The sequence below is a fragment of the Methylobacterium sp. OAE515 genome (assembly GCF_041806315.1).
Lineage (GTDB): Bacteria > Pseudomonadota > Alphaproteobacteria > Rhizobiales > Beijerinckiaceae > Methylobacterium > Methylobacterium tardum.
Genome location: NZ_JBGMUV010000001.1, coordinates 5,741,118 through 5,765,051 on the forward strand (window position 1 = coordinate 5,741,118; position 23,934 = coordinate 5,765,051).

The 23,934-nt window shown below is 63.3% G+C and carries 30 protein-coding genes and 1 pseudogene; 20 read left to right on the forward strand and 11 right to left on the reverse strand.

Translation table 11 applies throughout. The features are described 5' to 3' along the window. Positions 1–318 precede the first annotated feature (318 nt). The gene (locus ABIE45_RS28000) at positions 319–1,401 is read left to right on the forward strand and encodes a helix-turn-helix transcriptional regulator (RefSeq protein ID WP_192707403.1); all 1,083 of its coding nucleotides are present in this window, start codon (positions 319–321) and stop codon (positions 1,399–1,401) included. A 22-nt stretch (positions 1,402–1,423) separates the two neighbouring features. Here the strand turns inward: ABIE45_RS28000 and ABIE45_RS28005 are convergent, their stop codons facing one another. After that, a complete protein-coding gene (locus tag ABIE45_RS28005) occupies positions 1,424–2,359 on the reverse strand; it encodes a ribokinase (protein ID WP_192707402.1) in 936 nt (311 codons plus the stop codon). 71 nt (positions 2,360–2,430) lie between these two features. Here ABIE45_RS28005 and ABIE45_RS28010 point away from each other — a divergent pair, with 71 nt between their 5' ends. Continuing rightward, the gene (locus ABIE45_RS28010) at positions 2,431–3,222 is read left to right on the forward strand and encodes a GntR family transcriptional regulator (protein ID WP_192707401.1); all 792 of its coding nucleotides are present in this window, start codon (positions 2,431–2,433) and stop codon (positions 3,220–3,222) included. A gap of 255 nt (positions 3,223–3,477) precedes the next feature. Next, positions 3,478–4,244 (forward strand): IS5 family transposase gene (locus ABIE45_RS28015; RefSeq protein ID WP_373622098.1). Its coding sequence is split into 2 segments (ribosomal slippage): positions 3,478–3,793 and positions 3,793–4,244, totalling 768 coding nucleotides; the frame shifts between segments, so codons are not numbered across the junction. Between the two features lie 1,013 nt (positions 4,245–5,257). Here the strand turns inward: ABIE45_RS28015 and ABIE45_RS28020 are convergent. The 3 genes from ABIE45_RS28020 to ABIE45_RS28030 form a co-directional block, all read right to left on the reverse strand. Then, a complete protein-coding gene (locus tag ABIE45_RS28020) occupies positions 5,258–6,517 on the reverse strand; it encodes an integrase (RefSeq protein ID WP_192711660.1) in 1,260 nt (419 codons plus the stop codon). 323 nt (positions 6,518–6,840) lie between these two features. Beyond that, entirely contained in the window at positions 6,841–7,434 is a 594-nt protein-coding gene (locus tag ABIE45_RS28025; RefSeq protein WP_192711659.1) for a hypothetical protein, read from the reverse strand. Continuing rightward, positions 7,427–8,011 (reverse strand): hypothetical protein, encoded by a 585-nt coding sequence (locus tag ABIE45_RS28030; protein ID WP_192711658.1) that lies wholly within the window; start codon positions 8,009–8,011, stop codon positions 7,427–7,429. Before ABIE45_RS28030 ends, ABIE45_RS28025 begins: the two co-directional genes overlap by 8 nt. Before the next feature lie 323 nt (positions 8,012–8,334). On the opposite strand from ABIE45_RS28030, the gene ABIE45_RS28035 reads away from it, so the two are divergent. Next, positions 8,335–8,532 carry a DUF1488 family protein gene (locus tag ABIE45_RS28035; RefSeq protein ID WP_373622905.1) on the forward strand — a complete coding sequence of 66 codons (198 nt, stop codon included), beginning with the start codon at positions 8,335–8,337 and terminating at the stop codon, positions 8,530–8,532. 846 nt (positions 8,533–9,378) lie between these two features. Here ABIE45_RS28035 and ABIE45_RS28040 read toward each other — a convergent pair. Further along, the gene (locus ABIE45_RS28040) at positions 9,379–9,771 is read right to left on the reverse strand and encodes a hypothetical protein (protein ID WP_192711656.1); all 393 of its coding nucleotides are present in this window, start codon (positions 9,769–9,771) and stop codon (positions 9,379–9,381) included. Positions 9,772–10,238: 467 nt separating this feature from the next. Between ABIE45_RS28040 and ABIE45_RS28045 the strand changes: the two genes are divergently transcribed. From ABIE45_RS28045 to ABIE45_RS28055, 3 genes are all read left to right on the forward strand, one after another. Continuing rightward, the gene (locus tag ABIE45_RS28045) at positions 10,239–10,460 is read left to right on the forward strand and encodes a hypothetical protein (protein ID WP_192711655.1); all 222 of its coding nucleotides are present in this window, start codon (positions 10,239–10,241) and stop codon (positions 10,458–10,460) included. Between the two features lie 120 nt (positions 10,461–10,580). Then, the gene (locus ABIE45_RS28050) at positions 10,581–10,868 is read left to right on the forward strand and encodes a hypothetical protein (protein ID WP_192711654.1); all 288 of its coding nucleotides are present in this window, start codon (positions 10,581–10,583) and stop codon (positions 10,866–10,868) included. A gap of 135 nt (positions 10,869–11,003) precedes the next feature. Further along, the gene (locus ABIE45_RS28055) at positions 11,004–11,171 is read left to right on the forward strand and encodes a hypothetical protein (protein ID WP_192711653.1); all 168 of its coding nucleotides are present in this window, start codon (positions 11,004–11,006) and stop codon (positions 11,169–11,171) included. A 5-nt stretch (positions 11,172–11,176) separates the two neighbouring features. On the opposite strand, the gene ABIE45_RS28060 is transcribed toward ABIE45_RS28055, so the two are convergent. Further along, positions 11,177–11,812: a lambda-exonuclease family protein gene (locus ABIE45_RS28060; RefSeq protein ID WP_192711652.1), complete on the reverse strand. Its 636-nt coding sequence runs from the start codon at positions 11,810–11,812 to the stop codon at positions 11,177–11,179. 150 nt (positions 11,813–11,962) lie between these two features. Between ABIE45_RS28060 and ABIE45_RS28065 the strand changes: the two genes are divergently transcribed. The 4 genes and pseudogenes from ABIE45_RS28065 (at position 11,963) to ABIE45_RS28080 (ending at position 14,258) form a co-directional block, all read left to right on the forward strand. Continuing rightward, positions 11,963–12,448, forward strand: a complete 486-nt coding sequence (locus tag ABIE45_RS28065; RefSeq protein ID WP_192711651.1) for a hypothetical protein — start codon at positions 11,963–11,965, stop codon at positions 12,446–12,448. Positions 12,449–12,452: 4 nt separating this feature from the next. After that, on the forward strand, positions 12,453–12,818 hold the full coding sequence (locus ABIE45_RS28070) for a hypothetical protein (RefSeq protein WP_192711650.1): 366 nt from the start codon (positions 12,453–12,455) through the stop codon (positions 12,816–12,818). Between the two features lie 183 nt (positions 12,819–13,001). Further along, positions 13,002–13,523: pseudogene (locus tag ABIE45_RS28075) on the forward strand (MucR family transcriptional regulator); the annotation flags it as partial. Between the two features lie 477 nt (positions 13,524–14,000). Then, on the forward strand, positions 14,001–14,258 hold the full coding sequence (locus ABIE45_RS28080; protein WP_192711649.1) for a hypothetical protein: 258 nt from the start codon (positions 14,001–14,003) through the stop codon (positions 14,256–14,258). 140 nt (positions 14,259–14,398) lie between these two features. Here the strand turns inward: ABIE45_RS28080 and ABIE45_RS28085 are convergent, their stop codons facing one another. Next, positions 14,399–14,653, reverse strand: coding sequence for a hypothetical protein (locus ABIE45_RS28085; protein WP_192711648.1), 255 nt, complete (start codon positions 14,651–14,653; stop codon positions 14,399–14,401). A 551-nt stretch (positions 14,654–15,204) separates the two neighbouring features. Then, the gene (locus ABIE45_RS28090) at positions 15,205–15,951 is read right to left on the reverse strand and encodes a Crp/Fnr family transcriptional regulator (protein ID WP_192711647.1); all 747 of its coding nucleotides are present in this window, start codon (positions 15,949–15,951) and stop codon (positions 15,205–15,207) included. 346 nt (positions 15,952–16,297) lie between these two features. Here ABIE45_RS28090 and ABIE45_RS28095 point away from each other — a divergent pair, with 346 nt between their 5' ends. The 5 genes from ABIE45_RS28095 to ABIE45_RS28115 all read left to right on the forward strand — a co-directional run bounded on the left by ABIE45_RS28095 (position 16,298) and on the right by ABIE45_RS28115 (position 19,637). Further along, positions 16,298–16,558 (forward strand): hypothetical protein, encoded by a 261-nt coding sequence (locus tag ABIE45_RS28095; RefSeq protein ID WP_192711646.1) that lies wholly within the window; start codon positions 16,298–16,300, stop codon positions 16,556–16,558. Positions 16,559–17,009: 451 nt separating this feature from the next. Then, a complete protein-coding gene (locus ABIE45_RS28100) occupies positions 17,010–17,210 on the forward strand; it encodes a hypothetical protein (protein ID WP_192711645.1) in 201 nt (66 codons plus the stop codon). 957 nt (positions 17,211–18,167) lie between these two features. Next, positions 18,168–18,398: a hypothetical protein gene (locus tag ABIE45_RS28105; RefSeq protein ID WP_373622749.1), complete on the forward strand. Its 231-nt coding sequence runs from the start codon at positions 18,168–18,170 to the stop codon at positions 18,396–18,398. Positions 18,399–18,410: 12 nt separating this feature from the next. Then, positions 18,411–19,372, forward strand: a protein-coding gene (locus ABIE45_RS28110; RefSeq protein ID WP_373622751.1) for an IS630 family transposase whose coding sequence is annotated in 2 segments (ribosomal slippage) — positions 18,411–18,759 and positions 18,759–19,372 — 963 coding nt in all. Because the reading frame shifts where the segments join, the coding sequence is not laid out codon by codon here. Between the two features lie 88 nt (positions 19,373–19,460). Then, positions 19,461–19,637 (forward strand): hypothetical protein, encoded by a 177-nt coding sequence (locus ABIE45_RS28115; protein ID WP_373622162.1) that lies wholly within the window; start codon positions 19,461–19,463, stop codon positions 19,635–19,637. On the opposite strand, the gene wrbA is transcribed toward ABIE45_RS28115, so the two are convergent. After that, positions 19,634–20,290 carry an NAD(P)H:quinone oxidoreductase gene (gene wrbA, locus ABIE45_RS28120; RefSeq protein WP_373622163.1) on the reverse strand — a complete coding sequence of 219 codons (657 nt, stop codon included), beginning with the start codon at positions 20,288–20,290 and terminating at the stop codon, positions 19,634–19,636. The genes ABIE45_RS28115 and wrbA overlap by 4 nt on opposite strands. 8 nt (positions 20,291–20,298) lie before the next feature. Next, a complete protein-coding gene (locus tag ABIE45_RS28125) occupies positions 20,299–20,592 on the reverse strand; it encodes a hypothetical protein (RefSeq protein ID WP_192710963.1) in 294 nt (97 codons plus the stop codon). Between the two features lie 697 nt (positions 20,593–21,289). Between ABIE45_RS28125 and ABIE45_RS28130 the strand changes: the two genes are divergently transcribed. From ABIE45_RS28130 to ABIE45_RS28140, 3 genes are all read left to right on the forward strand, one after another. Then, positions 21,290–21,685: an exopolysaccharide production protein YjbE gene (locus ABIE45_RS28130; protein WP_192710962.1), complete on the forward strand. Its 396-nt coding sequence runs from the start codon at positions 21,290–21,292 to the stop codon at positions 21,683–21,685. Positions 21,686–22,016: 331 nt separating this feature from the next. Further along, a complete protein-coding gene (locus ABIE45_RS28135) occupies positions 22,017–22,178 on the forward strand; it encodes a hypothetical protein (RefSeq protein WP_192710961.1) in 162 nt (53 codons plus the stop codon). Positions 22,179–22,379: 201 nt separating this feature from the next. Next, positions 22,380–22,883 (forward strand): ferritin-like domain-containing protein, encoded by a 504-nt coding sequence (locus ABIE45_RS28140; RefSeq protein WP_192710960.1) that lies wholly within the window; start codon positions 22,380–22,382, stop codon positions 22,881–22,883. 21 nt (positions 22,884–22,904) lie between these two features. Here ABIE45_RS28140 and ABIE45_RS28145 read toward each other — a convergent pair whose 3' ends face one another. Continuing rightward, positions 22,905–23,390 carry a hypothetical protein gene (locus ABIE45_RS28145; RefSeq protein WP_192710959.1) on the reverse strand — a complete coding sequence of 162 codons (486 nt, stop codon included), beginning with the start codon at positions 23,388–23,390 and terminating at the stop codon, positions 22,905–22,907. Between the two features lie 80 nt (positions 23,391–23,470). On the opposite strand from ABIE45_RS28145, the gene ABIE45_RS28150 reads away from it, so the two are divergent. Further along, entirely contained in the window at positions 23,471–23,737 is a 267-nt protein-coding gene (locus ABIE45_RS28150) for a hypothetical protein (protein WP_192710958.1), read from the forward strand. The last annotated feature ends 197 nt before the right edge of the window (positions 23,738–23,934 follow it).

Genomic DNA, 23,934 nt, shown 5'->3' on the forward strand with positions numbered 1-23,934 from the left:
ATTCTGGTCATAGAAGTTGATGGCATTGCGAAGCCTCATGACGGCCAATTTGCACGCGCGTGGCTCCGACTGGTTCAGGGCTTAGATTGACGCGGCGTTAGCGTCACCTGCCCTGTACTCGGCCCCTTTTCTCTCCTCATCACCAGATCCTTTTGCCCTGGCTGATCCTTCACTTCAGGGCGGTTCGAAGCCGACCGATCGGGTCGGCATGGCTCGCCCGAGGATCCATATCCCTCATTCGGATGATGCCGTTACTAATTTTGGACTGATATTGGTCCTAATCGGGAGAAGCCACCACTTTAAAGACGAGGCAGAACGGTGCTCGAATCGCTCATCGACCGAATCTATGAGGCTGCGGGCTCACCAAGGCTCTGGGTCGATGCCATTCAATGGCTCTGCAATTATGCCGAGTCCGATCGAAGCTCGCTGATCGTGCTGCCACAAGTCGGCACCGCTCGTTGGGTCGCTTCAACGGCCCCGAAATGCCAGTCCAACTCCGCTCTTGCTCCGCCTACCCTTCGTAATACAGGGCGAAACCCGCGCCTGCATATGCTCGCGCATACGAAATTCATACAGGACGTCGATAGCGCGTTCATCTGCTGCGGCGGCAGCGATATGTGCAGCAGCAACGAACACCCGTGGCGGGCCGGCACGGCCATTCAAGTTCCCAATGGCGATCTCGCGATCGTCACCGCGGAACGCCGAGCTGAACGCGGCCCCTACGGAACAGGCCTTCTCGCCCGACTGGACGCCCTGAGGCCGCATCTGGTTCGCGCCTGTCACCTGAGCGCACAATATGGCTACGAGCGCGCGCGGGTCGCCACGACGACGCTGGACCATATCGGACTTCCAGCCGCCATTTTGACGGCATCTGGCCGAATCCTGATCACCAACGAATGCCTACAGGCGAGCCACGGAAGGATTGCGTCTGGTCAGAACACCGAATCGCTATTCAGGAATTTCTCAAACAGCAAATTGCTGCACGAAGCGATTAGCGGGGTTGCCGATGGCCGCAGCGTCGCATGTACGTTACCGGTGCGCGCGATCTCCGATCATCGCGCCTTCGTCGCTCACGTCCATCGCATCGCCAAGCCGGATGACGACGTCTTTGATGCATCCGCGATGCAGTTGATCTTGAAAAAGATCGGCGCACCGCCGGCGCCGGATAACGATCTGCTGCATGTCCTGTTCGATCTGACCCCCGCTGAAGCGCGGCTGCTCCGAGCACTCGCCGGTGGATTACGGTTGCAGATCTATGCTGAGAATACCGGCGTTCAGGCCAGCACCGTGCGAAGCCAGCTCAGATCGATTTTCGTCAAGACGGGGACCAACCGCCAGTCAGAACTGTTGAGCATCGTTGCATCGATCTCGACGTTCGCTGGCTCTTCGGCGAGCCGTTGACAGGCGGCCGAAACATGTCGCGTCATTGCTCAAAGGTATTCTGGTCAATGAAGGCTGCGAGCGAGAGCTCTGTCGGGAAACTGTTGAAAGCGCCGAATTGTAGCGTGGTGAGTGCGCCGCACGCTGCAGCGCTGCGCAGCGCCTCGATGAGCGGCTTGCCTGCGAGCAGTCCTGAGATCAGGCCGGCTGCGAACGCGTCACCTGCTCCGACGGTGTCGACCGCAGCCACTTCGAAGGCCGGTTGATGAAGGGGTGGACCATGCGATCGGAACGCGACCGCACCGCGATGCCCCAGGGTGACGATGAGAAGATCCACGCCGTCAGCGAGGAGCCTGTCGATTGCGGGTGTTGGCTGTAATGCCTCAGCGCTGAGGCCAGGAATGCTGATGCCAAGTGCCGTCGCTTCCACCGCGTTGACGACGAGAATTGATGTATTGGCCAGAATGGATGGCGCGATCGGGCGAAAGGGCGATGGATTAAGCAGTGTTGTTATACCACGCGCTCGGGCGAGCGCGAACGCTTCATCGATGGGCGCGTCGGGCGTTTCGAACGTTGCAGCGACGAGGTTCGAGCGAAGCAGGCGCGGAGCGAAGCTGCGGATATCGTCGGCCGTAAGCGCGAGGTTGGCTCCGAGACACACGGCGAGACAATTTTCTCCGGCCGGATCAACGAAGGCGACGCCTGCGCCTGTCGAGCCCTCGCGACACACGAGCATCTCAGATGAAAAACCGAGTTGCGCGAAGGTGGACGATATAACGGATGAAAACATATCTTCTCCCACGGAGAAGATGCCGTCGACTCCGATGCCGAGCCGGCTCACCGCGAGCGCGAGGTTGAACCCCTTGCCGCCGGGCTCCGCCAAGAAGGTTGATCCACTGAGAGACTCACCTGCGAGCGGCAGCCGTGTTACTTTGACGGAGCAGGCGACGACGACGCTACCAACGACAAAGATCTTCATGTCGCGCTCGGATCCAGGTCAGCGTAGGTTATAGTACCGGAGCGCGGCAGGAAGTGCGATTCGGAAATCAGATGACAGATGGCGATGTGAGGCCTCAAGCCGCAATCGGTGATCGCCCCTCGGTGCTGTCCCTCGTGCGACTGCGCGATGACACGGCCATGCCGCTTTATCGGCAGATCGAAGAGCAGCTGCGTGATTTGATCCTGTCGGGCTCGTTGCCGCCCGGCGTCATCTTGCCGGCCGAGCGTCAGTTTGCCGATAGTCTCGGCGTCAGCCGGGTCACGGTTCAGCGCGCCTATGCCGAACTGCGCGACGACGAGCTTCTCGTCCCACGCGGACGCTCGGGCTTTCTCGTCCGGCGTCGGCCAGAGCCCGTCCGTCCCGGGATGGACCGTCTCAAGGGCTTCACAGAGGAAATGCGCGAGCTAGGAAAAATCCCGTCCTCCCGCATCCTTGAGCGAGTGGTCACTGAAGATCGGTCGATCGCTTCGATTTTTGGGCTGCCTTCGACATCGCCGTTTTTGCGACTCATCCGGGTGCGTTCTGGCGACGGAGTACCGATGTCACGTGAGATTGCTTGGTACAACATCAGGGCGGTGCCTGACCTTGAGAGCGGTGACTTGTCCGGTTCAGTGTACGCGTTTCTCGCGCAACATGAGGGGGGCCGCCTCCTACGCTGCGAGCAGACGGTTGAGGCAACAATGCCGACGACTGAGGAATGCGAGATTTTTGGCTTCGGCTCGCCGATGCCGTGCTTGTTGATAAAGCGGCACAGCTACAATCAGCATTCGGTGATGATTGAATATGTTGAAGGTCTATTTCGAGGTGATGTCTATCGATATAGACTAAATCTGGCTGTTTAGGTTTTCCTACAGCCTCGTCAACGATCCAGCCTCTTTATATAACAAATAATTATTGAATGGTTTTCATTTAGTAACAATAGCATTCATCAAACAATTAAATCATCGGGAGCTAAGGACACAATAAAATCCGGCAGAGCTCTGGTAGTTCGCAGTCTCACGAGAAAGGGTTACGGCCGACGAAGAATGCTAGGGTCTGTCGTCGCCTGAACCATCTGGCGCAGCACGCGTTTTGTGTTTCCGCTCTGAGGAGGGACGATGCTGAGCGACGCGCAATGGGCTGTTCTGGAGCCACTGGTCGAGGCTTGTCGGCCGAAGGCGAAGACACCGCCGCAAGACCTGCGGCGCACGCTTTCGGCGATCCTGTGGCGCCATCAGAACGGCGCCAAGTGGCGCGCGATCCCGCAAGACCTGGGGCCGTGGTGGCGGGCCGCACAGATCTTCATCCGGTGGTCGCGCGGCGGGGTGTGGGAGCGTCTACTTGCTCTCGTGCAGGAGCGCGGCGTTCAGCTGGGCATGGTGTTCCTCGATGGCACCAATATGCGTGCGCATCAGAAGGCGGCTGGAGCCGCCAAAAGGGGGGATCTGCAGCCGAGCGAGACGATCGTGAAGCTGTTGGCCGATCACGTGGCGGCTATGGGACCAAGGCTTGCGTGATCGCTGACGGCGCAGGCCGCGCGATCGCCTTTCGGATCGCACCGGGGCAGGCCCATGAACTACCCCACGCGCTGCCCTTGCTCGGTCGCTTGCCGGGCATTCCCCAATGGGTCGTGGCGGATCGGGGCTACTCCAGCCAACGCTTCCGGCAGCAGTTGCGAGAGGTCGGGGCAACACCTGCTATCCCGTCCAAGAGTAACGAGGCTCCCGAGCGCTGCCCGGACTGGATCTACACCAACCGCAACGTCGTCGAGCGGCTCTGGGCACGGCTCAAGGAGTGGCGAGCGGTTGCCACGCGCTATGAGAAAACCGCCTCCAGCTTCACCGGAGGCCTCTGCCTCGCCGCAGCCCTCGATCACCTCAGGTGACGACAGGCTCCAGACGTCTCCTTTGGGAACTTTATCCAGCGGCGTTGAATGACCGAGGAGGACGCAAAGCAGAATGTCGGCTTCCGGCGACTGCTCAATGTAGCTTAATACCTCGTCTCGTCTTTAACGGCGCGCGATATGTGACCGATTTTGGGAGGCAACGGCGATCTTCGGCATGCCCGACAAGATTCGGAGACAAAACGTCCTGTGTAGATGGCTCCCGCGTTGCAAGGGGAGTTGTGATGGGCGGGCGTTTCGATCGGGCGAAGTCTTGTGTTCGGTCTGTATGCGTGGCCATCGGCCGCTGGCCCTTATGGTTTCCGCAGATAAGGACACATTCTGATCCGCGGCTTTCTCGCCTGCGGCATCGGCAGCATCCATGTCGCCTTCGACGCCCCGAGAACCTCAGCGCGCAGGTCATAGCGCGCCTGCACGCGAACCCATCGAGAACGAGGATCTGATCACCCGAGCCGACGAGCACCTCGGCGCCCCAGCAGCGACCCCTGGTGAGATGAAGGATTACCTGGAGGTGTAATATCGGCGCATCAGTTCGACAAAGCCGCGCCGGTCCGGCCCGAACTGCGCCCGAAGTTTATCCGCAGTTTTTGGGGCGCGGCGTCTCGCTCCGCCTTCGTCTCCCATCACCTACGGATATGGCTTGGCAGTTCGGACCTAAGCGCTCTCGTCAATCAGCGGTCGGGAACGGAGATAATTTGCTTCGAGGGTCGACGGTGGCAACAGGGGCGCACCATCACAGCGGCTCTCTTCTGGTTCGGAGGCGAAAGCTATTGTTACCCTGAGCGGCCACGCTCGTCGCGGCCGCACCGGATAAGTACCTGTAAGTTATGGTGAGCGCGCCAGGACTCGAACCCAAAACCTACAGATTAAAAGTTCTTTGTTCGCCTCGAAAAACCCAGTTATGTCAGCGAGTGCTGTGTCCAACCCTCAAGCTCGCAATGAGCGAAATCATGGACTGACTCGGATGAGTTTGGACACACCTCAGCGGCCGCTTATCAGTGCGCACCCCCACCTCCAAACAAGTTGGCCCGCGTCTCCTTCCAGCATTCCTCGAGCTTGCGCATTCCGTTGATCGCGAGCCGGCGCTTGTTCACGTCACGGCTGTAGTGGCGCACCATCTGCTCCGACATCTCGACGATGGCCGACACCTCGGCCTCCGTGTTTCCGGCCTCCAGAAGCATGTTCACGGCGTTCTTGCGCAGGCCGTGGAACACGAAGGCGCCGTCGCGCAGCGTCTTCATCGCCGCGGCCTTCGCCGCCGTCACGGGCGCCGCCGTGCCCTTGCTGGCCTTCGACGTGACCTCGCGCTGCCACGCGGTCCGGTAGGCGGCGAGCGTCCAGGGCTGGCCATCCTCCCGCAAATGCAGCGCGGGATGGTCGATGTGGGCGCGGGTGAGGATCTCGCGGTACTCCGAGTGGATCGGCACAAAGACCTGAGCGCCGGTCTTCCTCGCGGTCAGCTCGATGGCATTGGCGGCAGGTGCCGGCCGCAGCATCGGCACCACGTCGACCGAGCGCTGGCCGGTGTAGAGGGCGGAGTAGACGGGCAAATGCAACCCGGGCCGCGCGTGCTCGAAGAACGCCTCAAAGGCCCGGTCTGACCACGGCTTATGTGGCTCGACCTCGTGCTCGACCTTCTCGGCTATGCGCGCGACATTAGCTGTGCAGTAGCCACGCGCCCCGCCGAACGAGAGCAATTTGGATAGGACGGCCCGGAAGTAGCGGGCGCCCGACGGCGTACCGGACCGGAGGTCGATCGCCGCTTGGGCAGCCGGCGATGTGAGCGCGGCCACAGGCTCGCTGCCCCAGGCCTCGCTGATGGCCTTCAGGTGCCGGTCGTAGTCGCGCTTGGTGAGCGCGGCGAGCTTCTTGTAGGCGGGATGCGACTTGTAGGCGTCGATCAGTGCGTCGAACGTCTTCCGGGTCTGGCCGTCGTCGGTTCGGTCGCGGATCTCGGCGGCGTCCACGGCCGCCCAGAAGGCCACCGGACCACCCTCCCCTCGCGGCTGCGGCAGCGGCAGCGGATATGCCCGCCCCGAAGAGCCCGTCCAAGCCCAGGCCCAGTCTGCGCCGGTCGGCTCGGCGATCAAGGCTTCGAACTGCCGGCAACGGCGCCAGAAAGCATCGTCCTGCGGCGCGTCGAGAAGCGGCACGACCGGCCATGCGCGCGGCGTGCCGCGATAACGCTCGAAGCTGAAGTACATCCGGCCCGACGGGTTCGGCCGGCCGCGCACGTGGCGCGGTAGATCGACCATTCCGGCGCCACTCCGGGGCCTGCCGCCTGTAGGCTTCACGGGCCATCGCTCCGAGATCCTTCTCCGGAGCCGGAGATGACACCGCCGAATCGGCGCCCGCCAATTCTGGAAACTGGCTTGGATGCCGGTGCAGGCGCCAGCGGTCGATCGCCTCCAGGCAGTACATGCCGGTGTCGGGATCCGGCCGCGGAAAGCCGCGCATGAAAAGGCGCGTCTTGCAGGCCTCGAATTGTGAGAGCGTGAGATGCAGACGGCGGCCCACCTTCTCTGCCGGGATGTCGGCAGGGTCGATTGAGAACCGCACGGTGGGCGCGCGAGGTACGCTACGCGGCACTGCCCCCTCCCTGCTCCTTCAGCCCGGCGTCGCGGGCACTCCCGGGTGATCGGTCAAGCAGCCGCTGAAGCCCGGCATCCTTCAGCGCCGTCCGGGCGGCTGTGATGGCCGGGTGCCATCCGCTCAGCCGCACGCCTTCCGGCGGAGCCATCGCGTGCATGCGGGCGAAGGCGGCCAGGGCTGAGCCGATGCGCTCCATGGTGATCGCGTCGGCCATGCGCGCGTCCATGGCATCGGCGTATTCGCTGCTGTCCCTTTCGGCCGTGGCCAGCGCGACCGCGGCGTTCCGGTAGAGGGCAATGAGCAGGTCCGCGCTCTCGACCCAGACGGCGCCCTTCGGCCCGAGCGTCTTGGCGTGGGCCGCCATGCGGGCGAGCTTGTCGGCGGCCATCAGCAGGTCGGCGTGCAACTGCCGGGTGTCGCCAGTGTAGACCGCGCCGCCGACGCGGCTCGCCGCCTCCACCCGCGCCCAGATCGCCTTCACCGCCGGCGTCAGGCTGTTCCACGGGTCGAACTCGCGCGGGCCATGGTCGGCGACGCGGGCTTCGTAGGCCGTGCGGCCGAGATCGGGGCCTTCAGCCATGCGCAGCCTCCTCATGCTCCCGGTTCCACTCCGCAGCCATGCGGTCCCAGACGGCGCCGTCCTCGCCTATCTGCCGGGCAAGATCCGCCATTCGCTCGACGTGCGCCTCCGGCGTCATGCCGACGACGGCCAGCGCTTCGACCCACTCAGAGTCGCTGATTCCGACCGGCCTCTCGCTCCACCACACGACGTCCTGAAGGATGCCGGCGGTGGTCCGCTCGTCCCACTCGGGCTCGTAATAGCCAGACATGGCGCCGATCATCGGTGTGCCGGGCAGAACGCTTGAGCAGCGCAAGCACCATTCCTTTGACCGACCCGGGCAGTCGCACCAAATCCGCAGGCCATGTGGGCTGTCGCCCTCGGACAGGAACACCTCACCGTAGATGTTCTCGGGCCAGTGCTTCTGCAGGACGGCCAACGCACGCTCCGACCAGGCCTTCAGATCAGCCAGCGTCGGCAACCGACGCGGGATTGCCGGCACGGGCGCGGCGGGAGCGCTTGCTCCCGCCGGCAGCCCAGCAACGACAGCGACTGCACTGGCAGCCAAGAGAAAGGCCCTGCGGCTGACCGCGCTCATGCCGCCCCCGCGATGTCGAGCGCGTCGGCCGGGGCGAGCGGTTGCCAACGAATGAGGTTGCAGAATTCGCGGATTAAGGCGTCGGCCGCTCGCATAGGTTCGATATGGCGCGCAGAGGTCCATATTTTTCTTAGGCGAATGTCGGCGCCAGCAAAATAAATTTTATATTTTGGGGTTCGTTCTGCCTCGCACACCCGTTGTCTAGGAAACAGATTGTTTTGGGATGGGGCTAGAACACGCTGAGGATTGCCATGTCGATCGTCGGTTACCCAGGCTGGCCGCCAGTCATCGATGCGAACACGCGAGAGCATGTTCGTTTTGCGATGTCGGACGGTCGTCGGCTTCTCCCGTGTCGAATTCCGATCAATACCCTGCGGGACTGGTTTAAAGAAGAAGACTCCGATCCGCTCGATCTCTTTGAAGATTACCAGGATGAAATCGAGGATGCGGCCGGTCGAAGGTATGCCCGAGATGGCATCGCTAACGGAGTTATAAATCTTGGTGATCAGGACTTTGCCTGATCGATGAGATCGTCGTCGCGCCCCCCCCTTGCGGAGGAACTCCAAATGTACTCTCTTTATAGATTCACTACTTTGGCTGCCCTGGCCATAAGCATGCCTGCAGCCGCCCAAACTGTAGCTGATCCGCCGATCGGCTCGCAGGATGGTACGTCGAATATGCCGAAATCGACTGCTACGATCCCTGACCGCGTTAGAACGCCGGATACCAACTCTTGGGATGGCGTTCGCGTGCGCAGCGACCTCGCAGACAAGCCGGGGATGCCGCCCGCAGCCGTAACACCTAAGGAGCCTTTCTGAGACGTACAGGAAGCTCTGTCGCGCTCGGATCATTCCGCCGCCATCAATGACACGCTGAAACAAACGGAGACAGGAGCGGGTGTTTACCCGACGGTTTACCAACCTATGCAGATCTTCGCCTCGCCTGCTGCTCTGACAATTTTGTTTCTTGCGGGTTGTTATGTGCTGTTCGCAACGCGCAAGCATCAAAATACCGTCACAGTAGCCCTGGTCATTACTGCTGTAACGCTGTGTATCACAGTCATAGGCTCCATGATGACGTGGCCGGATGGCCCGTGAGCGATTGCGGGCCGAGCGAGGCTCGACGGCGGTTGTGTCAGCTTGGATGTACTCACCCATGGCGCACCTCCGGCAGCTTGCGCCGTTCGCGGAACGGCCGGACGACCCGGCTCCCGTTCTCGCGCTCGATCAGGACGTTATGCGGCGCGTTGCGACGGCCTCAGTAAAAGCCGGCTAGTTTGCCGATCGGCGCGTTGGGTGCGGCGCCGGTCCGGCCTCAGCGGATCAGGATGCGGACGGGCGAGCCTGCTTCGAGGTAGGTGCGGCCGATCATCGGCGCACCTCATCAGATCCCGGCTCCCGCAGCACGGTGGCTTCATTCGGATCGCCGTAGAGGCGCAGCGCCCGAGCAGCGTCGCGTCGCCGGGAGTTCTTCAGCTCGCGCAGCCACTCGCGGTGTGTCTCGTCCCTTGCCTCTGCCACCAACTCGCAGTCGGCGATGAGGGCTCGCCCGACCGGCGGCCAGCCGAGCCAGGACAGGTAGCCGGTCTCCGGGGCGGTCAAGGCGCAGGCCCAGGTCTCGCCGGACGGCCTGTGCAAGATACCGTCGCCGGTGCGGAACGGTGCCGTTCTGCCTCCGTTCGGCGCATCCGGAGCGGAGGTAACCTGTGTTGGACACCCTTCGCGGTTTGTGCGCGCGGTGTTCTGGTTGACGGGGCTCATGACCGCACCTCCGTCATGCCGCTTTCGAGGTCAGCTCGCCACCTCAAGAGCGCATGATCATCGATCTGACAAAGATCAAAACTGAAGGCTCGACACGCTGTATTCTTTCCGCAGGTCAGCAGAACATCCCGCGACCTATCGGGAGCCATTACTTGGCACCTATGAGGGAGATGAGCGGTAATGAGCGGCAGCGTCAACGGGCTTCCATTTGCCGTGGCGGTCCGCGTGAAGCGGCAGAATGGAGTGGGTCCGGCGACTTTTGCCGAGCCTGCGCTTCGGCTCCCTAGGCTTCCGCCTAGCGAGATTGCAGCGGCTGTCGGGCTCGCTGCGGTTCGCCGTGCGCTCGAACAGATGCTGGCCGAGGAAGGTCTGACCGCCTGATCCAAGGCGGGCTGCTCCTGCTTGCTGCGGGCCACCGCGGCAACTTGTGGTGGATGTGGGCGTTGTGTGCTCGCCAGGAGCGCCCGATGCCCGTCATTCTCGTCGTCCCGGTCGCGCTGCTCGCGGTGCTCGCGTTGGGGGCATTCACACTCCGTCATACTGAGGGGCACGCTGCGGAACTGCGCGAAGCCTTGCTCCTGCTGCTGATACTCGCCGTCGTGTCGGCTGGCGTCGGGTTGGTGACGCTCTGCCCCAGCAGCGCCTCGAGCGAGATCATCCAGTTAACGGCGGGCAGCGTCTCGGCCTGAAATCGTGCGCGGTGAGCGAGCGCTGGCGCATCGAGGCATGATCGACGCCCGCAGACCGCTGAAAGGCGTTCCGTCGACCTCATCGGCGCGGAGATTCGTCGTCCGTGTCGAGTGCAGCCGATGATGGTGATGTCGGACCCGACGCTGCCGCTGATCTCGGCCGCCACGTTCGTCGGCGTCGGTTGGCTGATTTTCCATGCCGGACGGCTGTATGACGACGCGATCCGGCACACGCTGACCGTCTTCGCTCTGGTGATCGGGCTGCTGGTGCTGATCGGCGTGACCGCGAAGCTGCGATCCATGATGGGCGTCAGCAGGATGCCCCACCGGATCGAGGCACGTTCGCTTGTGGAGCGTGCTGATCCTGCGCGGCCCGTGCGAAAGACGGGTGGCGGCACAGCTCAGTGAAGTGTTCAGGGAACGAGCAGCACTATCAATCGCTTGATTCTCAATGGATCGGGCGGCGCTGCAGCCGTCCGCTGACGGCCGGTCGCCACGACAAGGTTTCGATCGTCCGCCCCCAGGAGAAAATGGGAGAGCGCGATGACTGACGGCGAAAAGAACGGCGTTGCTCCGTCCCTCGAAGACGTTACGGCAGCTGAAAAAGCCAGCAGGGAGAAGTTCATCGAGGATGGTGGCCCTCAGCAGCAGCTTCCGGATGGGAAGATGTCCGGCGAGGATCGGCCAATCGGCGTTATCGATAGGGGCTGAGGCGTTCATGCCGCCTCTGCCGTGCCGACCGTCAGAAGGCGCGACACGCGCGCCTCGACCTCGCCGAGGAAGGCTTTTACCGCGGCCTCGTCCCAAGCGATCTGCGCGTCATCCCGGTGCAGGCGCTTCACCCACAAGCGGAGGTGGGCCGGGACGCCCGGGTGCCAGGTGGCGAAGTCGCACCACGCCCGGCCGGTGCAGGCGAGCTGCCATCGCATCTGCGGCAAGTACTGCTCCGGGATCTCGCCCGTGAGCAGCGTGTCGAGGTGCGTGCGCAGCCTCGGGCACTTGATCTCGACGAGGCCGACGTCGCCGACGAGTCGGTCCGGACTGGCCCCGGCCATGGCGATGCTCGGGTGCTCGACGAACCCGACCTTCACGGTGTCGAGGCCGTACAGGAACTCGTAGGCGTCGCAGGCCTGCGGCTCCCGTTCCGAACCCTCCAGCATCGTGGCGGTGAGGTAGTGCTGCGTCGTGCGGCCTGTCAGGCGCTCGCCCACGAGCTCCATCAGGTATCGCTCGCGCTCCGCGGTCGGCTTGCCGTCGCGCTTCACCGCCAGCACGTCGGCGATGCGCGAGGCCGTGGCCTTGCCGCAGCGCGCGTCCAGCCATTCGGGGCTGCCCTGGACCATATCGGCCATGTCAGCGGCCCTCCTGCTGGCGAGCGCGGTTGGCCACTGTGGTCTTTATCGAGGCGAGCACCTCGTTGAATCGGGCCGCCGGTAGATCCGGCACGCTCTCGACACCGAAGAACCGCAGCAGGCCTGTTCGCCTCGCGCCTGCGCGGGCAGGTGGACGAGGCGAACCGGGTCACCGAGGCGCTGGAGAAGCAGCTGGAGGTCATCGAGCGCCGAAACGCCACCCTGGCGCGGACGCCGCTCGACACCGTCGCGGGCCCCGACAGCGCGTCCGGGCCACGGCGAGCGAAGGACCGGAGCCATGGCGAACCATCTGCCCAATGGATCGGGCGCCTGATCGAGCGGGTCGAGGCGACCGGCCGTCAGATGGATGCGCTGGGCGGCAAGCTCGACCGGATGGACGAGAAGCTCGAGGGCGTGGCCTACCGGCGCGACATCGAGCTGTTCGTGGCCCGCGACGAGATCGAGCGCCGGATCGACAAGGCGGTGGACGGCGCGAAGGCGGAAGCCGCGAAGGGGCTCGCCGAAGTGGCCGGACAGGTGCTGGACCTACGCAAGATCGGCTGGGGACTGGCCTCGGCGGCGCTGCTGGCCTTCGGAGCAATCGTGCTGGCGAAGGTCGGGCTGGCGGGACGGTGAGCGGGTGTTCGAAGCCGAGATAAGTCAGAGGGTACCCTGCATCCGGCTCGGCCGCGCCCCGTTGCATTGTTTGGATGAACGGAATCGCGGAGCCGTCTGCGGCAAGTTCGGATCTCGATATTCCCAAAGTCAGATCAGCTCGGATAGTCCGGCGCAGATCGGGGCGGGACCGAGCGGCCAGCACGCGGAGGAGTTCGATCTCGACGTGGGCCGGCTCGCCGACATGGGCTTGTACGGACAGATCGAGGTGATGGGGCTCCGCAGGGCTGGCCTACGGGCCACGTGGCTGAAGATCCGCGGCCACGGCGGGATCGCCGAACAGGGCGTGACTGAGCCTGGAGTGGAGGAGGATCTGTCCGACTGGAGTTGAAGGGCCATTGCGGGTTTTGAAAACCAGAAGTTAGCCTAGTAAAGATCGATATCTGGCGCGTTCGGCCGAAAATTTGCAGACATCACTTGACTAACGCTCGAATCGGCTTCGTTCGTTTTGCGCGCACCCAAGGAGATGCAAATGGACGAGAACACGCAAGTTTCAGGACCGGATTAGCTCGATTTCGTCCAACTCACCGCCGACATCGCCGCCGCCTATGTCTCGAACAACTCCGTGCGGCCTGCCGACCTCCCGGCTCTTCTGACCGAAGTTCACGCTGCGGTCGCTGGGCTCAATAGCGCCCCTGCTTCCGCCGAGCCGAAAGCGGAGAAGCTGACGGCTGCGCAGATCCGGAAGTCGATCACGCCGGACGCGCTGATCAGCTTCATCGACGGCAAGCCGTACAAGACGCTGAAGCGGCACCTCAGCGGCAACGGGCTGACAATCGAGGAGTACCGCCAGCGCTACGGCCTGCCGCGCGACTACCCGACTGTAGCGGCTAGCTACTCCGAGCAGCGCTCCAAGCTTGCGCTGGCGCTCGGCCTCGGTAACCAGAATAGAAAAGCTTCGGCGAAAGCTACAGCTGCCGACGAGACTATCGCTGAGGCTCCGAAGGCCCGCGGCCGGAAGAAGGCTGCTGAACCCGCAGCTGCGCCGGCTGAGAAGCCCGCTAGGGCTCGTAAGTCGAAGAAGGCCGCGGCTTAGTAAGCTGCTGAAACCCACCAGCCCCACCAGCCCCACCAGCCCCGCCGGCACCGCCGCGCGGGGCTTTTCCGTTCTGGTGTCGTGCAGTACGAGCTATTCGGATCCAGCCTCTATACCCCCCTCGGGGCTGGATCTGCGGGAGCCCGCTCGGCATAGCGCCGCGGCGGGCTAATTTTTGTCGGACGTTCTGCTAGGACCTTCTCCGGGTTGCTCGTGCTTTGGCGAGGCGGGCTATCTCACAACCTCAGCCCGCCCGGTCCGCCAGGCGGCCTTTTTCGTGCGCCCGCCTCGCGGTCAGTTCAGTGCTTACGGTCGCCGACCTACGAAGGGCGCCAAGCCCGAGGTTTCGACCCTTTCTAACATTGTTAGTATCGCGTCCTGCCTTGCCATGCCAACCTGCTGGCAATCGCGCACCCTAACCTAGGCATGTGCACGAGTGAGGGCGCCGCCCCCGCCTTTCAACGGCGGGAGAACCACGTGCCGCGCTACCACTTCAATGTCTATGACGGCGTCGTCCTTCTGGACAAAAAGGGCGTCGAGTTGCCGGACACCATATTCGCGCGACGAGAAGCTATCCGGTATGCGGGCGTGCTTCTTGAAGAAGGTGCGAGACTGGAGAGCCTTGGCCAGGAATGGCGAATGGAAGTCACAGATGGGAAAGAACTGATACTGTTCAGGCTCGATTTCTTCGTGACGCTCTCTCCAGCTGTTAGCTCGCTGGACAGGCCGATGTAGCCAAATTCAACCGTTCGCTGCACCGCATGATCCGTAGGGATCCGACCTCTGCGATAGTCGATGCCTGGATCTAGAAAGCCCAACCGGTTTGCCGGCCCGGGCATTTATTTGCGGCGGTCTGAATTAATGCAAACAGCTGCTCAGCCTCGACAGGGCATCCGGTGCGAGATGGAGAACAGTCCGATTGGCACGTGCGCGACCGTCAATCCCGTCTCATCCCGCACGATCAGCGTCCACGAGTTATTGAGATCGGCGGCGCTCAGATCGTCCGCCATCTCGCTGATGACGTCATATGCGTCGGCCAGCGCTTGCTTCAGGTCCTCGGCCTGGACGCCTTCCTCGTCGCGGATTGCCTCCTGGTCGTTGCCCACGTCGAAATAGAACCGTCTGAGCATTTCTGCCCCCGACTAGCGCTCTCCCCTCTGGCAAACATAGATCAATCGTGGGAAGCCGCATAGGGATGGGGATGGAAATAGAGCTACGAACGTCCATAGATTGCGATCATAAGTATTGCAGATCATCCCTAGTTTCCGAAGGATTCCGTAATGACCGTCGTCGCTGAAGATGAAGAAAAAGTTAATTACGAACTTTCGAATAGGCTCAAGATACGAGCGCATATCCGCGTCATGCTATTGCGAGCACAAAATGAGTTTTTGAAGACTAAGGACGAACGAGTGAGCGCTCGAGCTTCTTCCGATTAGCCGCCTGACTGGGCGCTTCGGAGATCCTTCTGGCGCATCGATGAAATGTCCGGAGAAGGTCGCACGCATCGCTCGCGTGGCCTCAGATAGCCGTCGCCGACTATCCTGCTCCCGAGCCGCATTGCGTCACGGGTCGGTTCATGTCGGCCCATCAGATCTGTCGCTTGGTACTTTCGCGCTCGGCCTGGAAAAATGGGCGAACAGGCCGTGGCATTCTCAACGCGGACATTCCCGCAGAAGCCGGTCTACGACGTGCCCGAGAGCGAATGTTCGTCAGTCTTGCGTCGCTTGAGGTGGAGGTACTTCGGATTGAACTCCGCAAAGGCCATCAGCCGCTCTACGTTCGGGATGTAAAGGCGCCTGCTCTTCCATTCCATCAGTCCCTGGGAACGCAGGTCTTGGAGAACCCGGTTCACGTGCACGCCGCTTATACCCAGTGTGTCTGCGAGATCATCCTGGGTGATCGGGAATACGAAGCGACCGTTGCTTACGAGGCCAACCATTCGCAGGCGCACGAGCAACTCGCAGACGAGATGCGCCATCTGCCGGTCGGCATCGCGTTGCCCCATGTTGACGAGCCACGCACGCAACGTGCCCTCGTCGACCAGGGTGGCCCACCACAGCGCTCGCGTGATGCGGGGATGGTGGGCTGTGAGATCCTCAATCGCGGAGCGCGGGATGTCTACGATGGTGCAGCCCCAGCCGGTGCCGATGCTGTGGTCCATCTCGCCAAGGATGGCGACATGCAGGTCGCAGAAATCGCCCGGCACCAGGAAAGCCATGATCTGGCGCCGTCCATCGGCAAGGGTCTTGTAGCGGCAGGCGAAGCCTTCCATGACGAGGTGCACGTTCTCGGGCCGCTCGCCTTCGGTGCTGATGTCCGAACGCCGTGGGACACGGCGGGTCTTTCTGGTGAGGTCCTGGAGGACGGCACGGTCGTTGTCTGTCAGACGCGCCCCGTATTCCAGCTTCATGATCAGCGGATTGGACATTTGCTCCCCTCGCGGCTCGGCCATGCTGAGGCCGAGGAACCGTGAGGCTTCCTCCCGCCATCAGCCGATCGTCGCTCCGATACCGCTCTTCTGTACGCGCGGGGCAAAACCCCAATCCAAAACAAGTTCCGCTTTGTTACATATGTGAGGCGTTTAAGCTTCTATCAGCAGTTGTGGCGCGCGGCTTCAATTAACTCAGCTCTCGCAGCCACGTAACGTGCAATTCAAACGTGCGTTATAGCGCTCTTCGGTTGCATGTGGCACAGGAAGGAACTGTCGGCCGATTGATCGTAGGCGCTGGCGGCTGGGAGAGGCGCGTGCTCCCGCCTGCGGCGCGGAGGGCCTAATGCCTCGCTTTTTCATCGACACGTTCGACAGCATCGTCGCCATAGATGACGTCGGCCACGAATTGCCGGACGAGGCTGCCGTGTGGGCGGTTGTCCGCAAGACTTTGGCCGACATGCTCAGGTTCGAGCACAAGGGGCGGCCCGCTGCCCAGTACCGGGCTGAAGTTCGCGACGCAGCCGGTAAGAGCATCCTGAGCGGCTCTGTGCTCATCGTCATTGAGAAGGCGCCGGAGAGGAAAGCCAACGAGGCGATCGAGTAGCACCGTTTCTCAGCGAAGGTTTCCGACCTCCGCAATGGGTCGCGAGCAGCCGCCGAGCCAAGTTGCGTATCGGCTCGGCTCACTCGCTGGTGAGATCGGACGCTCCCCCGCCTGACCTAACCACGGTGGGCTTCCTTGTGCGGCTTACCAGATCCAGATGACGCGACCGGACACCGCGTAGATGACGAGCCAGAGCCCCACAGCCAGGATCACGGACGCTATGACACGGGCCAGATGATGCTTCTTGCGGGCGCGGTGGGTACGAGCGCGAACGAGCTGATTCATAAGCGTGGCGGGCGGCGACAACGCGGTCTCACGACCAAAGTTCGCCGTCGGTGTCGGCATGAAATGATGATTAACTCGGCGACGTCGGACGCTCCCCCGCCCTGTGAGCAGAGCAAGGAGGCGGCTCGGCCTTGGCGCCATTGAGCACCCGTGGCATGACGCGGCCATGAGCCAGAGCGAGACGAACATCCATCCCTACTCGGTGGAGGTCATCCCTCCGAAGGAAGAAGGCGGGGCCTACAACTGGGCGATCCGCAAGCACGACAAGCTCGCCCAGCGTTCGGACCGCAGCTACCCGACCGCGGAGAAGGCTCGGGCCGCCGGCATGACCACGGTCGAGAAGCTGCTGAGCGGCTCGGATCGGTGACGCCTTCCCCCGCCCCGTGAGCAGATCGGGGCGGGGCCGAGCGGCCATAATGATGCTGTCCGCTCCTCGGTGCTGTCGCCTGCAGCGGCTCTCCTGCACACCCTGGGGGTCTTGGCATCTGGGGGTGACCCCAATCCGTCCCCGTGGCCGCAACCGGCGGCTTCGCTCGCATTCCGGACGCCGATGGTATGGTTGTTGCCGCTGCGGCTCGATCGCCTCTCGAAGAGGATGCCGCTGTGCCAGCCACTACGAGCCGGGACCCGGCCGAGTACAGCACGCTAGCCGAACGCTGCTCGATAGCGATCGCCGACGCGCACTGGTTTCGGAATATGGCCAATCGAGCCCTGCGGGACGGGAAGCCCGGAGCCAAGAAGCGAGCAGCTAACGCTCGGACAGCGGCGCGGATTATCCTGGCGAGGGCCAAGCAGGACGCAGCGATGCACCGTGCGATCGTTGAGGCGGCGAGATGAGCCATCGCCTAGCGAGCGATGCCGTTAGAAACCTCCGGCCCTGGCGCGGAACATCACGAACGGGTCCGCCCGGCATCAAAGCCCTTCAGCGGAACGCCGGTCCTGAAACGATTGTACTTGCGGCCAAGGGCATCGAGGTAGGCGCCGCCATTACCTTAGCGGCGGCGCGATCCTTGTCGGCCACGACCCGCAGTAGCCGCTCTCGGAAGCAGGCGTCGGATTCTGGATTGCTCATCTCTGGCAGTCCCACGCCTGCGGATGCTTGTTCACTGTCGTATAGAGGCATGGGCTCGTCGCATAGCGCTTGAGACCGCTCAGCGGCTACCGGACGAAGCCGGGTCAGACCTGCGGGCCGCCGGTCTGGGAGTTCGCAGCCCGCGCGCGCTGAGGCGCCAATCGCACATGGCTCGCTCCGCAGCGCTTAACTCTGTCTGAAAATCGACCGAACTACGGTCTTGGGCTGGGGTTTGCCGATGATGGAGCCAGGATGGAGGCGCGGGTGCCGCGTTACTTCTTCAACGTCCACGATGGTCGCAGCGAGATTGACACCGAGGGCACAGAACTGGCCGATCAGAACGCTGCGCGACTTATGGGTGTCCAGCTCGCTGGCGAGATCCTGAAGGACGAAGGGCATCGCCAGATGCTCGGTGATACGTGGCATCTAGAGCCGGTCCCGCGCCGCTTGAGACAGGTTAGCAGGTGGCGCGTTGACGGGTGAAGGAGCATTCCGATGCCTTCACCTCTGTCTGTGGATCTGCGCGAGCGTGTCGTGGCGGCCGTGGCGGCCGGTGCCTCCTGCCATCGCGCCGCGAGGCGCTTCGGGGTCAGCGTGTCGAGCGCCAGCCGCTGGTCGCAGCGCTCGCACCAAGAGGGCCATGTCGCGCCCAAACCTATGGGCGGCGATCACACCTCGAAGCGTATTGAGGCGCATGCCGCACTGATCCTGGCGACTTCCAAGCAGGAGCCGCGCCTCTTCCTGCGCGAGTTGCGCGACCGACTGGCTGAGCAAGGCGTCCAGACCAGCACGAGCGGTCTATCGCGCTTCTTCCAGCGGCACGGGATCAGCTGGAAAAAGGGGCGACGTACGCAGCTGAGCAGGAGCGTGAAGACGTAAGAGCGGCCCGCGAGGCGTGGTTCGAGGCCCAGCCCGAGCTCGACCCGGACCGCTTGGTGTTCCTGGATGAGACGGCGGCCGCCACCAACATGGCGCGGCGCTCCGGTTGGGCCCCACGCGGCGAGCGCTGCCGGCTTGCGGCTCCGTTTGGCCACTACAAGACCACGACCATCACGGCCGCCTTGCGCACGAGCGGGCTGTGCCCGACCGCGCTGTTGGACGGCCCCACGAACGGCACGCGCTTTTGCAGCTATGTCACCGAGACCTTGGTCCCGGTGCTGCACCCTGGCGATATCGTCGTCATGGACAACCTGCCAGCCCACAAGGTCGCGGGTGTGCAGGATGCGATCGAGGCCGTAGGGGCTCGGCTGCTCTACCTCCCGTCCTACAGCCCTGACTTCAACCCGATTGAACAGGCCTTCGCAAAGCTGAAGGCGCTGTTGCGCAGCGCGGCCGCCCGCACGATCCCGGATCTCTGGGCGGCGATCCGCCAGGCATTCACCCGCTTCACCCCGCAGGGGTGCCGCAACTACGTCGCTGCAGCCGGCTACGATGACGACTTGGCCGTCGCTACCTGACCGGGAACAGCTCTAGGCGTGCCGATCCCCGTGTTGATCCTGATCTGGTTCTTCTTCCTGCGAGGACGATAGGAAAGCGATCAGCATCATGTCCGAGCATGACAAGCCTGCGGGCGAAAGCGTCCAGCCGCCCACTGTACCGATCCGGGGTGTCAACATTCCGGATCCAACGACCGGTAGCGAGCCCGAGAGCGAGGATCTCGTCGAGGACGCTAAGCGCAAGCCTGACGATCCGGACAGGGCAGCCAAAGATGGCTTGGCCTAGGTAGCATCCGGCCGGCGACACGGCATCTCTCCGGCCGCGATCAGCGCACCGGCGATCGCCACCATCCGCCGCCCTTGATGTCGGGCGGCATCGAGGTCCTCCGACCGTGGCGGCTGGTTCTCCTTACCGACGATCGTGGATGCACCGTAGGGTGAGCCCGCCTCCAGCATCGCCTCGTCGGTGTAGCCGGTCGGCAGGATTACCATGCCCAGATGCGACATCGGAGCGTACAACGACAGCGTGACGACCTCAGAGCCACCGTGCGGCCAGGATGCCGCCGCGAAGGCTCCCCCGACTTTGCCGGCCAGAGCACCCCGCTTCCACTGTGGGCCGAGTTGGTCGAGGAAGTTCTTCACCTCGGTCGCCATCGCCCCGAAGTAGCTCGGCGTGCCGAACAGGATGGCGTCCGCCCATTCAGCATCGTCGTGCGTGGGCGCTTCGTACAGAGCGTTCTGCCGAGCCGCACTCTCGGTCCAGCCATCGACCTTGGCCATGGCTGCCGCATCGACGACCTCTCGCGCTCTGCGCACGCGCACATCGGCGCCGGCCTCTCGTGCAGCCGCGGCAGCGGCGGTCGCAAGCTTTTCGACGCTGCCACTGCGCGAGTAATAGACAATCAGCAGGCGTGTCGGATCGGATGTGCGGTCAGCCATTGCGCGCCCTACGGATTAGCGCTGCGTGCCGCAGGCTGCGGATAAGACGGGTTGCCACCCGGAACAGCGGTGCTGTTGGACGACGACGTCGCGCTGCCCTGACCGCTCTCAGTTTCCGTGATCTGCTTGCGTGAAGCGCCTTGGCTCTGGCTCGCATAGTCCGGCGGCGAGCTCGCACCCTGCCACATCATGAGCCCGGCCAGCGCTGCCAGCATCAAACCCACGCTGACGATCAGGACGTAGAGCGCCGGCCTGCCGCGCTTGCCTTGGCGACCGTCTTGCCCGGAGAGTTGTTCTGCCACCGATGAACCTCGCTCGCTCGATCATGCGAGCGCGTAGGTGCAACGGGCTGTTGGTATGAAAGGTCCGGCCCTGTGGCGCTATGGCCGTGGGCTCGATTGCGAGCACGTGCCGTGTGCCCCGCGAATTTGTCCGCGGGGCAGTCGGCTTACTTGCCGCTTGGGGCCGCGCCGCTCCCAGTGGCGCCAATGCCCGTGCCGCTGCCGGCAGGTGCGCCAGGCGTGCTGACGGGTGGCCGCCCGTGAGTGGGCCGCCTGGCTGCGTCTGCGGCTGCTCCGCGCGAACCCCGCTGGTTTCGAAGAGGGTGGGGGCAGAACTGCGGGTCCCACGGCTACCAGGGAGTTTCGGACGTCATCCTCAAGCCACTCACAGGCTGAGTATAGGCCCACTGCACCACAGAATCGCACCACCAGGCCTGCGGTGCGCGCTGCACGCGCCTAGCCCGGCCGCTGCGGTCGCATGGACGGCGAGCGGCCGGCCCAGGCTCCTAAGGGTGGGTCGGAAATCTGCAGCCGCTGCGGCCAGCGGAACCGGAGAAGGCTGTCGGGGGGCAGTGGGTTGCCCTAACCGCGAGAGCGGACGGTTAGATTCACGGTTGGCAAAATCGCTAGCAGCACATTCGAGATCTGAGGGCTCCGCGCTGGAACCCTAAGGTGGATCTGCAATTAACATACGGCAAAAACCCTGGAGGAACGTCTGATGAAGGTTTCACGCTTAGCCGGCGCAATCGCGCTTTTTGCTTTCACTGCAGGCTCGGCTATTGCAGCTCCGTGCAACACCGGCGCAACGAAGGCCAAGTCGCCGGACCAGCAGGCATCGAATCCGAAGAGCTCCGATGTCGATAAGTCGAGCCAAAACTTGGCCGGTGGGCAGCAGCCTGCTTCGCCCGGCACCGTCGGCGCTATGAACAACGTGGGCGCAAACCAGAGCGCGGGCCAGCAGGCATCGAACACGCCCGCCAAGTCGAACGATACCGATCCGGCGGCCAAGAACCTCGCTGGCGGCCAGCAGCCAGCCTCGCCTGGAACGGTCGGAGCGATGAACAACGCCGCGTCGGCTTCACAGACGACGGGCAAGAGCGGCGACGACTGCTGATCTTTGTTATTGCTGCCTCTGACTTGGAAAGCCCGCCCAGCCCTGCTGAGGCGGGCTTTCTCATGCCCGCAGCTCTCCCAGCGCGAGAAAGCCGGCCAATGCGGCAGGTGGATGAACCACCGGGTACATTGACCGGCTCCCTGAAAACGTTCTGGAGAACGGAGCCCGTGGGCTCGAAGGGGGAACAGCTCGCCGTGCGGAAGGTTCAGCTGCCTCGTAGCTGGCAGTAACAGTATCGGCACATCGTCGCGTGCAGCAGCTGCTTATTGCGGCGCACCCTATATGCGTCGCAGCGCGCAATGGCTTTGGGCTGTGCTGTACGGAGTACCCCATGTCCACCATCAAAGACCGCGCTGCCGCGCGCGTTGCACTCGTGCCTGCAGCTGCTGCACCCGGTTATGCCGGGGCGATGGCGCGGCTGCCGCGTATGCAGATTACCAAGCTCCGCCCGACAGCAGACCGTGATCTGCCAGCGGTTGGTTCATTCAGTTGAGCAGCGGGCTTGCCTTAACGAGCAGGTCCAATCCCGCCGTCGCCGCCGCTTTTTTTCCAATGGGCAATTTGGGAGCCTGTGCCACGCAGCGGTTTAGCCGGACAGGAACATCGCTTGTCCCCAATTCGTTTCCAACGTGAGCGAGCAGGATTGTCGACTGTCGCCGCGAAATACTGACCGACCAATCTTTAGGAGGAAGCCATGGGATTATTTACTTCAGATATCAAAACCCTTGACGACTTATTCGTACACCAGCTGCAAGACATTTACTACGCCGAGCAGCAGATCACGAAGGCCCTGCCGAAGATGATCAGCAAGGCTACTGATTCTCAGCTCAAGCAAGGCTTTGAGACGCATCTGCATGAGACCGAAGAGCAGATCAAACGTCTGGAGCGGGTGTTCGAGATGCACGGCCACAAACCGAAGGCGGTCGATTGTCCGGCCATCGACGGCATCATTAAGGAGGCGAACGAGACAGCCGGCGAGATTGGCGACAAGGAGGTGCTGGACGCCGCACTGCTGGCTTCCGCACAGGCGGTCGAGCACTACGAGATCACCCGTTACGGCACCCTGATCGCCTGGGCGAAGCGGCTCGGCCGGGACGATTGCGCCAACGTGCTGCAGCAGACGTTGGACGAGGAGAAGGCCACGGACCAGAAGCTCACCGCCATGGCCGAGAGCAAGATCAACCAAAAAGCTGCCTGACAGCTCTGATCGGGGGGCGGCTCATGAAGCCGCCCTGCCGGGCTTGCTCTTCGCCATCCGGAGGCCGGCCTTGCGGCGGCAGATCCGCAGCCCCAGCACGGCCAGCTTTGGCCCCAGACCGGCCAGGGCCTCGCGCAAAGCTTCTTCATCGTGCCAGCCACCCGCACCCACCAGCACCGCCGGCAGGTGCCTGCCACCGGCAGCCAACGGCTCCAACGTGCGCACCATCCGCTCCGCGCTGCCGATGCCGCCCATGGGCCCGCGCAACAGCAGCGCACCCGCATCCACGGCAAACAGTCGGTCCGCCGGCGCTCGCAACCCGGGCTGTAGCTGCCGGGCCAACGCCGAGGCAGCGGCAGCGTTGCGCGCCTCGGCCTCTGTTTTCTCGTGCAATCTGGCGATCGTGCGGGATGAAGGTGGCCGCTTCATCGGAGGCGCATTCGGATCCGGCGGCCGGATTACGGCTGTGATAATCCACGGTGCAGTTTCAATGTTTGCAGTCGCCATCAAGAAATCTCCAATGAACGAATATGTGAACGCCGGACTTATTTTACGAGCCCAATCAGGGATTAACTGAGGAAACGCCTATGCGCATGAAGATTTACGGTCTCGCGACCACTCTCGCTTTTGCTCTGACCGGCACGGCCTACGCTCAGCAACCGGCCGGCGGCGGCAGCGCGACCGGGAACATGAACAACCCGGGCAGCGTGAAGAGTGAAGGCCAGAAGGCGACCGAAGAGACAACTGGCACAAGCACCCGCTCACCGGCAGCTGGCGCCGCCGCGGTACCGGGCACCGGCACCGCGCGCCCTGGCGTGGGTGCCGGTGGGAGCACTACTGCGCCGGCGCGCTAACATCCGTGGGCGCACCCGCACAACATGATCTGCGGGTTCTCGGCCGGGACCGCCTGCAAGGCGGCCCGGCCTACCGCTGGTCGTCATGCTGCGGCTGCTGGCATCAGTTCAGCGCCACAGGGATCGCCAGGCCGTCATCTGCCAGGAGGTGCCCCAACGCGACCACGACGCCCGGTTCCAGCGCCGCGGTCTCGGCC